This window comes from Nocardia sp. CA-136227, from assembly GCF_050955695.1.
Classification (GTDB): domain Bacteria; phylum Actinomycetota; class Actinomycetes; order Mycobacteriales; family Mycobacteriaceae; genus Nocardia.
Genome location: NZ_CP192081.1, coordinates 1259547 through 1272755, shown reverse-complemented (window position 1 = coordinate 1272755; position 13209 = coordinate 1259547). Strand labels below are relative to the sequence as shown.

The following is a 13209-nucleotide window of genomic DNA, read 5'->3' as shown; positions in this document are numbered from 1 at the left end:
GCGGCGCGGGTGAAATAAATTCGGTTCGCTATGGTAGTCCCCCAGTGTGACGAGAGGAACTCCGTTGGGGGATGGCTATCTGGGCCGATACCGCCTCGACGAACTGCTCGGCAGCGGCGGGTCGGCGGAAGTGTGGCGTGCCCACGACACCGCGACGGATCGCACCGTCGCGCTGAAGCTGCTGGCGCCCGTGCTGACCGCCGACCCCGAATACCGGGAACGGTTCGAACGAGAGGCGCGGGCCGCTTCGATGCTGCACGGACCCCACGTGGTCGCGGTGCACACCTACGGCGAGCTCGAGGGGCGACTGTTCATCGAGTCCGAGTTCGTCGACGGCCTCGATATCGAAGCCCTGCTCGAATGGGAGGGGCCGATGGCCCCGGACGCGGCCGTCGGGCTGATCGCGCAGGTCGCCTGCGCCCTCGACGAGGCCCATGCCGCCGGGCTGGTACACCGTGACGTCAAACCGCAGAACATCATCGTGGCGCCCGACGACGTCGCCTATCTGATCGACTTCGGCACCGCGCTGCAGGACGGGCAGACCGCCATCACCCAGACCGGCATGCTGGTGGGCACGCCCGCCTACATGGCGCCCGAACGCTTCGACGGCACCGTCTCGGTCCGCTCGGACATCTACTCGCTGGCGTGCGTCCTCTACGAATGCCTCACCGGGGAGCGGCCTTTCCGGGTCAAGAACCCCGCGCAGCTCATGCGCGCCCACCTGGAGCGAGTGCCGGAACCGCCGTCCAAGCGCTCCCCCGACGTCCCGGCGGCCCTCGACCGGGTCGTCGCGCAGGGTCTGGCCAAGAATCCGGCCGAACGGCACGCCACCGCAGGCGAATTCGCGGACGCCGCCCGCGCCGCGCTCATCGAGTCGGCCGTCCCGGCGGCCGCCGCCGAACCGGAACCCGACGACCGGGCCACCGTGAGCATTCCGATGCCACGCCCGCCCGCTCCGGCGAAACCCGCTGCCGCACAACGCAAGCCACCTGAACCCGACTCGGACACGCGAACCGTCGCGCTGCCGATGGCAGTGCTCACCGCCGCGCCCCCGGCCGTCCGAGGGTGGACCAGACAGCGCAGATTCGCCGCCGCCGGTGTGGCCGTCGCGGCGCTGGTGCTGGGCGTGGTCTGGATCAACGGGAGCTCCGCCGACACCGAGCCCCGGCACACGCGGGTACCCGGAACGATCGCGAAAACACCGGTTCAGGAACCGATTCCGACGACGACCGAACAGCCGGTGCAGGAGCAGCTCCCGCCACCGGAGCCGAGCGAACCGGCCGTCCCGGAACAGCCCGCGCCGGGCGGGCCCGTCATTCCGCTGCCGACCGTGCCGTGGAATCTGCCCGGCCTCCCCGACCTGTCCAATATCCCGAATCCCGACCTGTGGCCCGACATCAGGAAGCCGGGCGGCGGGCAAGGCAATCCGGGCGGCGGCCGCCCGCACGGCGGGAACAAGCAGTAGCGAATCTGAGCGCGGCGGAGCGGTTTCCGCTCAGTACTCGGCGCGCAGGTGCGTGACGTCACCGGCCGAGACGGCGCGGTCGCCGATCAGCAGGCGGCCGTTCTCGTCGATACCGGTGGCGACTCCGGTGAGCACCTCGCCGCCCGGCAGTTCCGCGCGAACCTGCGCGCCGAGGGTGGCGCAGCGTTCCCGGTAGGCGGCCGCCAGCTCGGTGATGTCCCAGCCCGCGGCCTCCCAGACGGTGAAGCGGCGCGCGAACTCACGCAGCATGGCCTGGGCCAGCGCGGTCCGATCGACGCCGGGCGCGCCGGCCAGCTGCAGCGAGGTGCCGTGCGGGACAGGCAGTTCGGCATCGGTGAGCGAGACGTTCAGGCCGACGCCCACCACCACCGCCGGATCCGGGCCCACGGCCGCGATCTCGGCCAGGATGCCGGCCAGCTTGCGCGCGTCCACCAGCACGTCGTTGGGCCACTTGAGGACCGCCTTCAGACCGGTCTCGGCCCGTACCGCGTCCACCACCGCGATCCCGGTGAGCAGCGGCAGCCAGCCCAGCACCGCCGGGTCGATGCCGCGCACCCGCACCAGCACCGACATGGCGATCTGCGCCCGCGCGGGGCTCACCCACTGCCGGTCGTGGCGGCCGCGGCCGTGCTCCTGCGCCTCGGCGATCAGCACCAGCCGATCGGCACTCGAATCCGCGGCCCGCGCAACCAGATCCGCATTGGTCGAACCGGTCGACTCGACCACCTCGATGGCCGAGAAGAACCCCAGCTCCGGCGACTCGGCAATGCTCCGGCGCAGTACATCGGCGTCCAGCGGCGACCTCTCCATGCCCCCAGACGCTACCCGTCGCGCCTCTCCGCGCCTTCAGCGGACAGCTGAGTGTCGTCGACAGTCACGCATCCGTGCCGGCGGTCGGGTGCCGAACCAATTCCGGACGTACCCGGGGAGTTGCCCCGACCGGTGCGAGATCGGTAGTCGCCGTGGGATACGAGGAAGCCCATCCGGGCCCGTCCGGCTCGCAATGACGCGCGAGCGCGAGGAACAGCTCGGCGAGGGCGCGCTCGGAAATATCCTCGTACGCGCCGTCGTCCGCCTCCCCGCCCTCGTCGTCGGTCTCGTCGAATGCCGGGTCGGTCACGGTCGGTTCCGGGTCGCGTAACCGCCACGCGGTGAACGATCCCGCCGCCGCCCGATCAGCCTGGTGTCTGCTCCATTCCCACATAACCGCCTCCCCTGGTCGTCGGTTCCGGATGCGATTCCAGACTGACGCACGACCGGGGCCGGGCACGAGTGATTTTCCGGCGGACGAACACGATCGCCGCTGGTGAACAGACGTTTTCGGGAGTTCGATCAGGTTTCCGGACCGGACAGCCGGACGACGGGCTCAGGCGTCGACGGGCTCCAGGCCGAGCGCGCCCGCGGTGAAACGGCGGACCGAGACCAGGCCGTCCTCGAGGGCGGAGTCGTATCCGGTACGGGCCCAGCCGGTCACGGTCGCGGTGCCGTCGGCATTGGGGCGCACGCCGATCTCGGCGACCAGTTCGGCGGTGGTGGGCACGCACACCGCCCACGAGAAGTGGCTCTCGTCGGCCCATTCCGCGGTGCGGCGGTCCACGTAGCCGGGGTCGGTGATGCCACCGTCGGCCAGGGCCGGGCGGTCGTCGATGCGCTCGTCGGCGCGCAGGGCCCGCAGATACCAGCTGCCCGCGTTGATCTCGATGGGTTCCATCAGTCCTCCTGTCCGCGGTCGAGCCGCCGCCGTCGTCGATCCCGGCGCTCGCCCCGCTTGCGGCGTTCCCGGCCGCTCTCCCCGAACAGCACCGCGCCCGCCAGCGGGATCAGCAGGAACACCCACCACTGGTGCGTCACGAAGAACAGGATCACCGCGAGGATCGGGATGACCGGCATGATCCGCTCGGGCGGAATCGACCCGAACGGCATCCGGCGGGGCGCCGGAGCGGGCTTGTCCGCCACCGGTTCCGGCAGATCGGTGAACACCTGCTCCAGGTCGCCACGGGTCAGCGCCGCGGCCACGACGCCACTGCGTTCGTCGAACTCGGCCACGCTGAGCCGTCCCGCCGCGAAGTGGTCCGACAGCCGTTTCATCGCGTCCTCGCGCTCGACGGTGCCGATACGGATCTCCGGTGGTTCAGCCATGCCACGACATTAGCGCGAGTGGCCGCTCACCTGCAGGTGAGCGGCCACTGGCGAATTGTCTTGCGTTACTTGATCTCGGCCAGGACGGTGCCCTGGGTGATGGCCGCGCCGGCCTCCACCGCGAGACCCGTGATGACACCGGCCTTGTGGGCGGTGACCGGGTTCTCCATCTTCATGGCCTCGAGCACCACGACAAGGTCGCCCGCCTCGACGGACTGACCCTCTTCGACGGCCACCTTGACGACGGTGCCCTGCATCGGAGCGGTCACGGCGTCACCGGAGGCGGCACCCGCGCCCGCGCCACCGCGCTTGCGCGCCTTGGGCTTCTTGCGGACGACGCCCGCGCCGTTCGCGGACGCGGCGGCGCCGACCGAGAACTGACCCGGCAGCGACACCTCGAGGCGACGGCCACCGACCTCGACGACAACCTTCTGGCGCGGCGCCTCTTCGTCCTCTTCGATGGCGACAGCACCCGTGTAGGGCTCGATCGGGTTGTCCCACTCGTTCTCGATCCACTTGGTGTAGACCTCGAACTTCTCGCCGTCGCCGATGAACGCGGGGTTCTCGACGATGTGGCGGTGGAACGGGAGGACGGTCGCGAGACCCTCGATCTGGAACTCGGCCAGCGCGCGAGCGGCACGCTGCAGCGCCTGGTCACGGTTCTCACCGGTCACGATCAGCTTGGCCAGCATGGAGTCGAACTGACCGCCGATGACCGAACCCTCGACCACACCGGAGTCGACGCGCACACCGGGGCCCGCGGGCTCGCGGTAGACGACGACCGGACCGGGCGCCGGGAGGAAGCCGCGACCGGCGTCCTCACCGTTGATGCGGAACTCGAACGAGTGGCCGCGCGGGGTGGGGTCCTCGGTGACGGACAGCTCGTGGCCCTCGGCGATGCGGAACTGCTGGCGCACCAGGTCGATTCCGGCGGTCTCCTCGGTGACCGGGTGCTCGACCTGCAGGCGGGTGTTCACCTCGAGGAAGGACACGGTCTCGCCCTGCACCAGGTACTCCACGGTGCCGGCGCCGTAGTAACCGGCTTCCTTGCAGATCCGCTTGGCGGACTCGTGGATCTTGCCGCGCACCTCGTCCGACAGGAACGGGGCCGGGGCCTCTTCGACGAGCTTCTGGAAGCGGCGCTGCAGCGAGCAGTCACGGGTACCGGCGACGACCACGTTGCCGTGCTGGTCGGCGATGACCTGGGCCTCGACATGGCGGGCCTTGTCCAGGTACTGCTCCACGAAGCACTCACCACGACCGAACGCCGCGATCGCCTCACGAGTCGCGGACTCGAACAGCTCCGGGATCTCCTCGATGGTGTGCGCGACCTTCATGCCACGACCACCACCACCGAACGCGGCCTTGATGGCCACCGGCACACCGAACTCCTTGGCGAACGCCACCACCTCATCGGCGTTCTTCACCGGGTCCTTGGTACCCGCGGCCATCGGCGCCTGCGCGCGCTCGGCGATGTGGCGGGCGGTGACCTTGTCACCCAGATCCCGGATCGACTGCGGCGACGGACCGATCCAGATCAGACCCGCGTCGATCACAGCCTGCGCGAAATCGGCGTTCTCCGACAGGAAGCCGTAACCCGGGTGGATCGCGTCCGCGCCGGCCTTCGAAGCGGCGTCGAGGATCTTGTCGAACACCAGGTACGACTCGGCCGAGGTCTGACCACCGAGCGCGAACGCCTCATCGGCGAGCTTCACGAACGGCGCGTCGGCGTCCGGTTCGGCGTACACGGCCACACTGGCGATACCGGCGTCCTTGGCGGCCCGGATCACGCGCACGGCGATCTCGCCTCGGTTGGCTACGAGGACCTTTGTGATCTGCGCGTTGGCATGGTTGGGCACTGAGCCTCCTGTGCTCTGGATACTTTCGTCTGTCGGCAGTGTAGGCATCGTGCCAACAATGACCGAACCCGGCTAGGGCTACCAATGAGTAGGCCCAGAGAGTGGGCATGCGACTCTCGAGGCCTAATTTTTAGAACCTGTTCTACCAGACTCCGCTGAAGCCTCCACCGGTAATCCCCCGAAGGGGGTTCGGGCGTTACGAGCTTGCCACGACCGAGGGCGTCACGCCGGGTTCTTCACCGATCACGATGGGCGCCCCCACGGCATTGGCCCACTCGGTCCAGGAGCCGTCGTAATTGCGCACCCCGTCCACGCCCAGCAGGTAGGTCAGGACGTACCAGGTCAGCGCCGACCGCTCCCCCACCCGCGAGTAGACCAGCGGCGCGACACCCTCGATCACCCCGCCGTAGATGACGTCCAGCTCGACCCGGGGCCGGAAACGGGCGTCCGCGCCCACCGACGAGGTCCAGGGGATGTTGACCGCGGTCGGAATGTGACCCGCCCGCAGCGCCTGCTCCTCGGGACGGTCCAGCACCACCAGATCGCCGGTGTACTCCTCGAACGCGCGCGAGTCGATGAGCGGCCCGCCCAGATGCGCCACCACGTCCTGCCGGAAGGCGCGCGCGGACTTGTCGTCGCGATCGGCCACCGGGTACTCGCCCAGCCCGGCCGCGGGCACCTCGAAGGTGGTGTCGCGGGCCTCGGAGATCCAGGCGTCGCGGCCACCGTCCAGCAGGCGCACGTCCTCGTGTCCGAAGAGGGAGAACACCCACAGGGTGGCGGCCGCGGTGCCATTGGATTTATCGCCGTAGATGACCACGGTGTCGCCGCGTTCGATGCCCTTGGCCCGCATAAGGTTGGCGAAGGTCGCGCCGTCGACGACATCGCGGGTACGCGGATCGATCAGCTCGGTCCGCCAGTCGATCTTGATGGCACCCGGGACATGGCCGATGTCGTATAGCAATATGTCTTCGTTGGACTCGATGATCTTGAGTCCCGGCGTGCCGATGTTTGCCGACAGCCACTCTGTGGTTACTAGTCGGTGAGGATGTGCGTAGGAGCCGAATGAGTGATGCGGATCCGGAGCGACAGGCACGTTGTGGTCCTTCACGCGTGGTGGGTTAGGTATTGGCTGTTCGATTCTCTGCACCGATCGTAGGCATGTGGCGGTTACGAAACTCGTTTCAGATCACGAATCGGATGATTGGGCGAATTAAGCGCAGCTTCATCCGATAAAGTCTCTCGGAGAGGAGGGGTGAGCTATGTCCGATTCTTGGCCGCGACGGCGACTGCTTGCGATCCTACGTGGCGCCAGCGAGCCTCTCGATGCCCAGGAACTCGCGCGCGTCACCGGACAGCATGTGACAACGGTGCGTTTCCATTTGGATGTGCTGACCCGGGAATCGCTGGTCCGCCAATTCCAGCAGCCGCCGCGCGGCCGCGGCCGCCCGCGCATCGGCTATACCGCTGTACAGCGATCGGTGGGTTATCAGGAATTGGCGCAAGTGCTGGCCGATCAGCTCGGCAGCGACCCGCGCCGCCGCTCGGAAGCCGCGATCAGCGCCGGCCGGGCGTGGGGCTCGAAACTCGAAGCCGCCGACCAGCCCATCGAAACGCTCGAGGACGCCAAGGACCTCACCGTCACCCTGATGTCGGAACTCGGCTTTGCGCCCGAACGCGACCAGGCCGGCGAGACCGAAGAATCCGCCATGATCCGCATGACGGCGTGCCCACTGCGCGAACTCGCCCGCACCCACTCCGAGGTGGTGTGCGGCGTACACCTGGGCCTGATGCGTGAAGCCCTGGACCGCAACGGCGGCCGGGAGAACGTGAACGTGCGCCTGCACCCGTTCGTGGAGCCCGAATTGTGCGTGGCGCGACTGGAATTGCTCCAGGGCCGCCCCGGCGAGGACGCGCGCGAGGGTCAGGCCGAGACCGGCGAGCCCGGATCAGCCACCGGCGAGCCCAGATTGGCGCCCTCGGCCGGCCGGATCGCGCCGCAACTACGCGCGGCCACCGATCCACAGCCGCGCAATGCCGACACCCACCTCGGCAAGCAGTCGACGAACCAGTGGTAGTCCGATACCGATGACGCTCGACGGGTCGCCGTCGATCTTGTCCACGAACCAGCCGCCCATGCCGTCCAGCGTGAAGGATCCGGCCACCTGCAGCGGCTCCCCCGTCGCGATGTACGCGTCGAGTTCCTCCGGCTCGGGTTTGGCGAAATGCACCGTGGTGGAACTACAGTCGGCGGCCTCGCCGACGATCTCTCCGGCATTCAGCCGCAGCACACAGTGACCGGTCAGCAGATCAGCGCTGCGTCCGGCCATCTCGGCCCAGCGCGCGCGGGCGACCTCGGGAGTCAGGGGTTTGCCCTGCAGAACGCCGTCGACGAGCAGCATCGAATCGCAGCCCACGACAACGGAATCGGTGAAGGCGGGATCACCCGCCAGTTGCCCGGCCACCTCCAGCGCCTTGGCGCGGGCCAGCTCGATCACCACTCGATCGGGCGGGGTGTCCGGGGGAAGAGCCTCGGCCACGGCGTCCTCGTCCACGTGGGACACCCGGACGACCGGCTCGACGCCCGCGTTGCGCAGGACGCCGAGCCGAGCCGGAGATTGTGACGCCAGTACGAAGACGGTCACAAGCCGTCAGTCGCGCAGGTGCGAGAGGGCCGGAAAGGCGTAGGGGGAGAACGGCGAACTGCCGCGGTGCAGCAGGGTCGGGCGACCCCACATGTCCGCCGGGCCACGGTCGGCCGGGGCGGCGGCGGTCGCCGACGCGGCGGCGAACACGCTCACCAGGGCGGCGAGCTCGAGGTCGGTCGGGTTGCCCTTCAGGACCTGGATGACCGGACCGGTGCTCGCCGGTTCGATCTCCGCGACGGCGGTGTCGATGGCGTCCGCCAGATCCTCGACAGCCAGATCCAGTTCGGCGGCGCGCAATACCTCTTCATCGGCCATGGTCGTCACAGCGCCAGTCCTCCTGTCCTTCGCCGCGGGGGTGGTGCGGCGTTCCTTCATCTTTGCCCGGATGAGGCGATCGTGCGCGGTACGAGTCCCACTGTCCTATTCGACAGTGTGCGCCTCACACCGCGCATATCGCATTTTCAGAGCGGAATGTTGCCGTGCTTCTTCGGCGGCAGCGACACCATCTTGCGTTCCAGCAGACGCAGCGCCGACACGATCTGGCCGCGGGTGTGCGACGGCGGGATGACCGCGTCGACGTAGCCGCGCTCGGCCGCCACGTACGGGTTCACGAGGGTGTCCTCGTACTCGTTCTGCAGCTCGAGGCGCAGAGCGTCGACGTCGTTCCCCTCGGCGGCCGCGGTCTGCAGCTGCTTGCGGTACACGAAACCGACCGCTCCGGACGCACCCATGACCGCGATCTGAGCGGTCGGCCACGCCAGGTTCACATCGGCGCCCATGTGCTTGGAACCCATGACGTCGTAGGCGCCGCCGTAGGCCTTGCGGGTGATGATTGTGATCTTGCCCACAGTGGCCTCGCCGTAGGCGTAGAGCAGCTTGGCGCCGCGGCGGATGATGCCGTTGTACTCCTGGCCGGTGCCCGGCAGGAAGCCCGGCACGTCGACCAGGGTGATGATCGGGATGTTGAAGGCGTCGCAGGTGCGCACGAAGCGCGCGGCCTTCTCCGAGGCGTCGATGTCCAGGCAGCCCGCGAACTGCGAGGGCTGGTTGGCCACGAAGCCGACGCTGCGGCCGTCGATGCGGGCGAAGCCGACGATGACGTTCATCGCGCGCTCGGCCTGGACCTCGAGGAACTCCTCGTCGTCCACCAGGCGCTTGATGACCTCGTGCATGTCGTACGGCTGGTTCGGGGAGTCCGGGACGATGGTGTCCAGCTCGAGGTCGGCCTCGGTGAGGTTCTCCTCGATGGCGCCCGCGTTGGCGGTGGCCGGGAAGCGGGGGGCCTCGGCGCGGTTGTTGCTGGGCAGGTAGCCGAGCAGGTCGCGCACGTAGTCGAGGGCGTCCTGCTCGCCGGAGGCGACGTAGTGCGCGACGCCGGACTTGACCATGTGGGTGTGGGCGCCGCCCAGCTCCTCCATGGTGACTTCCTCGCCGGTGACGGTCTTGATCACGTCGGGGCCGGTGACGAACATCTGCGAGGTCTGGTCGACCATGACGACGAAGTCGGTCAGGGCGGGCGAGTAGACGTGGCCACCCGCGGCCGGGCCCATGATCAGCGAGATCTGCGGGATGACACCCGAGGCCTGGATGTTGCGGTGGAAGATCTCACCGTAGAGGCCCAGGGAGACGACGCCCTCCTGGATGCGCGCGCCGGCGCCCTCGTTGATGCCGACGAGCGGACGACCGGTCCGCAGGGCCAGGTCCATCACCTTGACGATCTTCTCGCCGTAGACCTCGCCGAGGGAGCCACCGAAGACGGTGACGTCCTGGGAGAAGATGCAGACGTCGCGGCCGTCGATGGTGCCGTAGCCGGTCACCACGCCGTCGCCCAGCGGACGCTGGTTCTCCAGGCCGAAGTTCACGCTGCGGTGCCGGGCCAGCGCGTCGAGTTCGACGAAGGAGCCCTCGTCGAGCAGGGCGAGGATGCGCTCACGCGCGGTCATCTTGCCCTTGGCGTGGACCTTGTCGACCGCCGCCTCACCCATCGGGTGCTTGGCCTCTTCCAGCCGATTGCGCAGGTCAGCCAGCTTGCCGGCGGTGGTGTGGATATCGGGGGCACCCGCCGAACCCGGCGAAGGCTGATGCTGGACACTCGTCATGCCCCGGAGTGTAACCAGTACCAGACCCGCTTCGTAATCCAGTCGGGGCTACTCGCGAGTACGGTTATTGACTACCCGCCAGTTAAAACCCGCAGGTAGAGCACGATATCCGGCTCCTCCACCGGGCAAACTCGAACAATGTTCAATAGTGGATCTCGCCAGTCATCCCGGCAAGCTTTTGGCGGGGTCCACACTTCGGTTCACCGCGCGTCGCCGGAACCGGCGACGGCTCAACGCATTACGCCCGTGTGGCCCGTCGAGTACCGGCCCGGCTGCGGCCAGATGGTGAGCCCGTGCGCTCCGCGGCCGACCGGAATCCGGGCCAGCAGCTTCCAGTCGACGATGTCGATGGCGTACACCTCGCCGTGGTTGCGACCCGAGACCCAGAACACCCGCCCGTCCGCGGACAGGTTGCCCATATCGGGGCTGCCGCCGCCGGGGATGCGCCAGGTGTCGGCCAGCCGTCCGGTGGCGAAGTCCCAGACCGAGATGCTGCCCTCGCCGCGGTTGGTGATGAGCATCCGCTTCGAGTCGCGGGTGATGTAGAGACCGTGGGTGCCGCGGCCGGTCTCGACGAAACCGGTGTTGTCGAAGGTCTGGGCGTCGAAGACGTAGATGCCGCCCGCCATCATGTCGGCCACGAAGAAGGTGCGGCCGTCGGGCGAGAGCTTGACGTCCTGCGGCATGCCGGACGACCCGCCGGGCAGGTCGATCATGCGCAGCAGGCTCAGGCCCGCGATGTCGACCACGGCCATGCGCCCACCGAATTCGCAGCTGACCAGGGCGGTACGGCCGTCGGCGGTGAAGTCCATGTGATTGACGCCCTGGCATTCGGGCACCGCGATGTCGTGGAGTTTCTGCCAGCTGCGCGGGTCGTAGAAGTCCAGGGAGCGGTCGGCTTCGGCGACGACCAGGGCGTATTTGCCGTCCGGAGTGAAGTACATGTTGTACGGGTCACGGACCGGGATGGGGTCGCCGGGCTTGCCGGTGCGCGGGTCGATGGGCAGCAGGCTGCCGCCGCCGATCGGCAGGTCGTTGTTGGCGTAGAGCGTCTGCAGGTCGTAGGCGGGCACGACGTGCTGGGGTTCGCTGCCGCCGGAGGGGTAGCTGTCGATGACCTCGAAGGTGGCGGGGTCGATGACGGTGATGGTGTGCGACTCGCTGTTGGGGACGTAGACCCGCGTGGGCTGTCCGGCGACGGCGGGGCTCAGTTCCCGGGTGGCGGCGTAGACGTCGGTGGGTGAGAGCGGCGGCGGCATGCCGGGCAGTAATCGCGGGGCTTCCGCGGCGACGGGGACCGCGCCCGGCGGGGTGGACGACGGTGCGGCGGTGGGCGATGCGGGCCCGGGGTCACCATTCGAGCAACCGGCCAGCATCGCCACCGCGAGAATCAGACCCAGACGTGCACGGCGCGCGATCACAGGCCGCACCGTGCCATACGCGCATTGCGGTGAGCTGACATGTCGTCGAATAGTAGGCGGCGACACGGACGTTCGCGGCGAGATAACGGAGTGTCGTGTCCCGCCACGCGGTTCCGGCAAAAGCGATCATCGAGCAAATGGAGGCAAGCCGGACCGCGCGTCCGGCTTGCGGCTCAACCCAATACGCGACCGAGGGCGGCTACCGCCTCGTCGAGTTCCGCCTCGGTTACCGTCAGCGGCGGGCGGAAACGAATGCCGCGTTCCCCGGTGCCGAGGATCAGCACGTGCTCTTCCTCCCGCAGCCGGTTCACCACGTCGTTGCGCCGCTGCGCGGATTCCAGGGTGATGGCGCACATCAGGCCGCGGCCGCGCGGATCGGTGACTTCCGCATGAACGGTGGACAATTCGGTGAGCCGGGCCAGCAGCCGGGGGCCGAGTTGCCGAGCGCGGTCGACCAGGCTCTCGTGCTCGATCACCTCGAGGATCCGCCGGGCCCGGACCATGTCGGCCAGATTGCCGCCCCAGGTGGAGTTGAGGCGCGAGCTGACCCGGAAGACGTTGTCGGGCACCTCGTCCACGCGGCCGCCCGCCATGATGCCGCAGACCTGGGTCTTCTTACCGAAGGCCACCACGTCGGGTTCCAATCCGAACTGTTGGTAGGCCCAGGTGGTGCCGGTCATGCCGACGCCGGTCTGCACCTCGTCGAGGATGAACAGGGCGTCGTGTTCGTGGCACAGCGCCTGGACCGCGCGCAGGAACTCCGGCCGCAGGTGCCGGTCGCCGCCCTCACCCTGGATCGGCTCGGCGATGAAACACGCTATGTCGTGCGGGTTTTCGCCGAAGGCGCGGCGGGCCTGGTCGAGGGCGTGCCGTTCCGCGGCCTCGATGTCGGGATGGTCGGGGCCCACGTACGGGGTGTCGACGCGCGGCCAGTCGAACTTCGGGAAGCGCGCGGTCTTCACCGGATCGGTGTTGGTGAGTGAGAGCGTGTAGCCGCTGCGCCCGTGGAAGGCCCCGGTCAGGTGCAGCACCCGGGTGCCGAGTTCGGCTGGGCGGCCGTGGCTTTCGTTGTGCCGGGACTTCCAGTCGAAGGCGGCCTTGAGGGCGTTCTCGACGGCGAGCGCGCCGCCGTCGATGAAGAACAGGTGCGGCAGTCGCGGATCGCCGAGCACGCGCACGAAAGTGTCTACGAAGCGCGCCATTTCGACGGTGTAGATGTCGGAGTTGCTCGGCTTGTTGAGCGCGGCGGTGGTGAGGCCGGCCAGGAAGGGTTTGTCGCCGAGCAGGGCCGGATGGTTCATGCCCAGCGTGTTGGACGCGAAGAAGCCGAACATGTCCAGGTAGGAGGTGCCGTCGCGGGCGTCGACCAGTCGGAGTCCACGGGACTTGCGGAGGTCCAGTACGAGGTCGAAGCCGTCGGCGAGAATGCTCGCCGACAGGATCTCATGCACCCGGGCGGGGGTGACAAGGGTGGTTTCGGCGGCCGCCCCGAGCCGATCGAGTCCGAGGGTCACGCCCTCAGCGTAAATGAATATTTACGGCAATGCCCGTAAGTTC

Annotated in this window: 13 protein-coding genes; 2 read left to right on the top strand and 11 right to left on the bottom strand. The window is 68.5% G+C overall.

Features of this window, described 5'->3' with window-relative positions:
• The first annotated feature begins 64 nt into the window (after positions 1-64).
• Positions 65-1465 carry a protein kinase domain-containing protein gene (locus tag ACQP06_RS05680; protein ID WP_433670976.1) on the top strand — a complete coding sequence of 467 codons (1401 nt, stop codon included), beginning with the start codon at positions 65-67 and terminating at the stop codon, positions 1463-1465.
• Positions 1466-1495: 30 nt separating this feature from the next.
• On the opposite strand, the gene ACQP06_RS05675 is transcribed toward ACQP06_RS05680, so the two are convergent.
• The 6 genes from ACQP06_RS05675 to ACQP06_RS05650 form a co-directional block, all read right to left on the bottom strand.
• Positions 1496-2296: a biotin--[acetyl-CoA-carboxylase] ligase gene (locus ACQP06_RS05675; RefSeq protein ID WP_433670974.1), complete on the bottom strand. Its 801-nt coding sequence runs from the start codon at positions 2294-2296 to the stop codon at positions 1496-1498.
• Positions 2297-2360: 64 nt separating this feature from the next.
• Positions 2361-2606: a hypothetical protein gene (locus tag ACQP06_RS05670; protein ID WP_433670973.1), complete on the bottom strand. Its 246-nt coding sequence runs from the start codon at positions 2604-2606 to the stop codon at positions 2361-2363.
• A 246-nt stretch (positions 2607-2852) separates the two neighbouring features.
• Entirely contained in the window at positions 2853-3197 is a 345-nt protein-coding gene (locus tag ACQP06_RS05665; RefSeq protein WP_433670971.1) for a hypothetical protein, read from the bottom strand.
• The gene (locus tag ACQP06_RS05660) at positions 3197-3625 is read right to left on the bottom strand and encodes a DUF1707 SHOCT-like domain-containing protein (protein ID WP_379272310.1); all 429 of its coding nucleotides are present in this window, start codon (positions 3623-3625) and stop codon (positions 3197-3199) included. Before ACQP06_RS05660 ends, ACQP06_RS05665 begins: the two co-directional genes overlap by 1 nt.
• A gap of 65 nt (positions 3626-3690) precedes the next feature.
• A complete protein-coding gene (locus ACQP06_RS05655; protein ID WP_433670969.1) occupies positions 3691-5484 on the bottom strand; it encodes a biotin carboxylase N-terminal domain-containing protein in 1794 nt (597 codons plus the stop codon).
• 196 nt (positions 5485-5680) lie between these two features.
• Positions 5681-6580: a sulfurtransferase gene (locus ACQP06_RS05650; protein ID WP_433673243.1), complete on the bottom strand. Its 900-nt coding sequence runs from the start codon at positions 6578-6580 to the stop codon at positions 5681-5683.
• Positions 6581-6854: 274 nt separating this feature from the next.
• Here ACQP06_RS05650 and ACQP06_RS05645 point away from each other — a divergent pair, with 274 nt between their 5' ends.
• The gene (locus tag ACQP06_RS05645) at positions 6855-7562 is read left to right on the top strand and encodes a helix-turn-helix transcriptional regulator (RefSeq protein ID WP_379277569.1); all 708 of its coding nucleotides are present in this window, start codon (positions 6855-6857) and stop codon (positions 7560-7562) included.
• On the opposite strand, the gene ACQP06_RS05640 is transcribed toward ACQP06_RS05645, so the two are convergent.
• From ACQP06_RS05640 to lat, 5 genes are all read right to left on the bottom strand, one after another.
• Complete coding sequence (locus ACQP06_RS05640) at positions 7488-8129, bottom strand: Maf family protein (protein WP_357098483.1); 642 nt, start codon at positions 8127-8129, stop codon at positions 7488-7490. The two genes, ACQP06_RS05645 and ACQP06_RS05640, sit on opposite strands and share 75 nt — an antisense overlap.
• Positions 8130-8135: 6 nt before the next feature.
• Positions 8136-8447 (bottom strand): acyl-CoA carboxylase subunit epsilon, encoded by a 312-nt coding sequence (locus ACQP06_RS05635; protein ID WP_357098496.1) that lies wholly within the window; start codon positions 8445-8447, stop codon positions 8136-8138.
• A gap of 146 nt (positions 8448-8593) precedes the next feature.
• Positions 8594-10231 (bottom strand): acyl-CoA carboxylase subunit beta, encoded by a 1638-nt coding sequence (locus ACQP06_RS05630; protein ID WP_357098480.1) that lies wholly within the window; start codon positions 10229-10231, stop codon positions 8594-8596.
• Between the two features lie 230 nt (positions 10232-10461).
• Positions 10462-11652 (bottom strand): beta-propeller fold lactonase family protein, encoded by a 1191-nt coding sequence (locus ACQP06_RS05625; protein ID WP_433670967.1) that lies wholly within the window; start codon positions 11650-11652, stop codon positions 10462-10464.
• 173 nt (positions 11653-11825) lie between these two features.
• Positions 11826-13166 (bottom strand): L-lysine 6-transaminase, encoded by a 1341-nt coding sequence (lat, locus tag ACQP06_RS05620; protein WP_433670965.1) that lies wholly within the window; start codon positions 13164-13166, stop codon positions 11826-11828.
• Between the last annotated feature and the right edge of the window lie 43 nt (positions 13167-13209).